Here is a 232-nt window from a genome sequence, read left to right on the forward strand (position 1 = left end):
CGGCAAGAAACACATATTCCGGTTTTTCGGCGGCAAAAAAGCGTCTACCGCATGCTGGTCAAGCAAATCAAGTTCGCTATGGGAACGGGTTATAATATTCTCATACCCTTTTTCCCGTAATTTCCGGTGAATAGCGCCGCCCACCAAGCCCCGATGCCCGGCCACATATATCCTGGATGCGTGTGTCATAGGGGATATCCTGTTACTCATAATAGTTTTCCGTCTTGTATCC

1 pseudogene is annotated in these 232 nt (G+C 48.3%); it reads right to left on the bottom strand.

Annotated elements, in window-relative coordinates:
• Positions 1-189: pseudogene (locus TPRIMZ1_RS19535) on the bottom strand (NAD-dependent epimerase/dehydratase family protein); the annotation flags it as partial.
• Positions 190-232 lie beyond the last annotated feature (43 nt).

The organism is Treponema primitia ZAS-1, assembly GCF_000297095.1.
Lineage (GTDB): Bacteria > Spirochaetota > Spirochaetia > Treponematales > Breznakiellaceae > Termitinema > Termitinema primitia_A.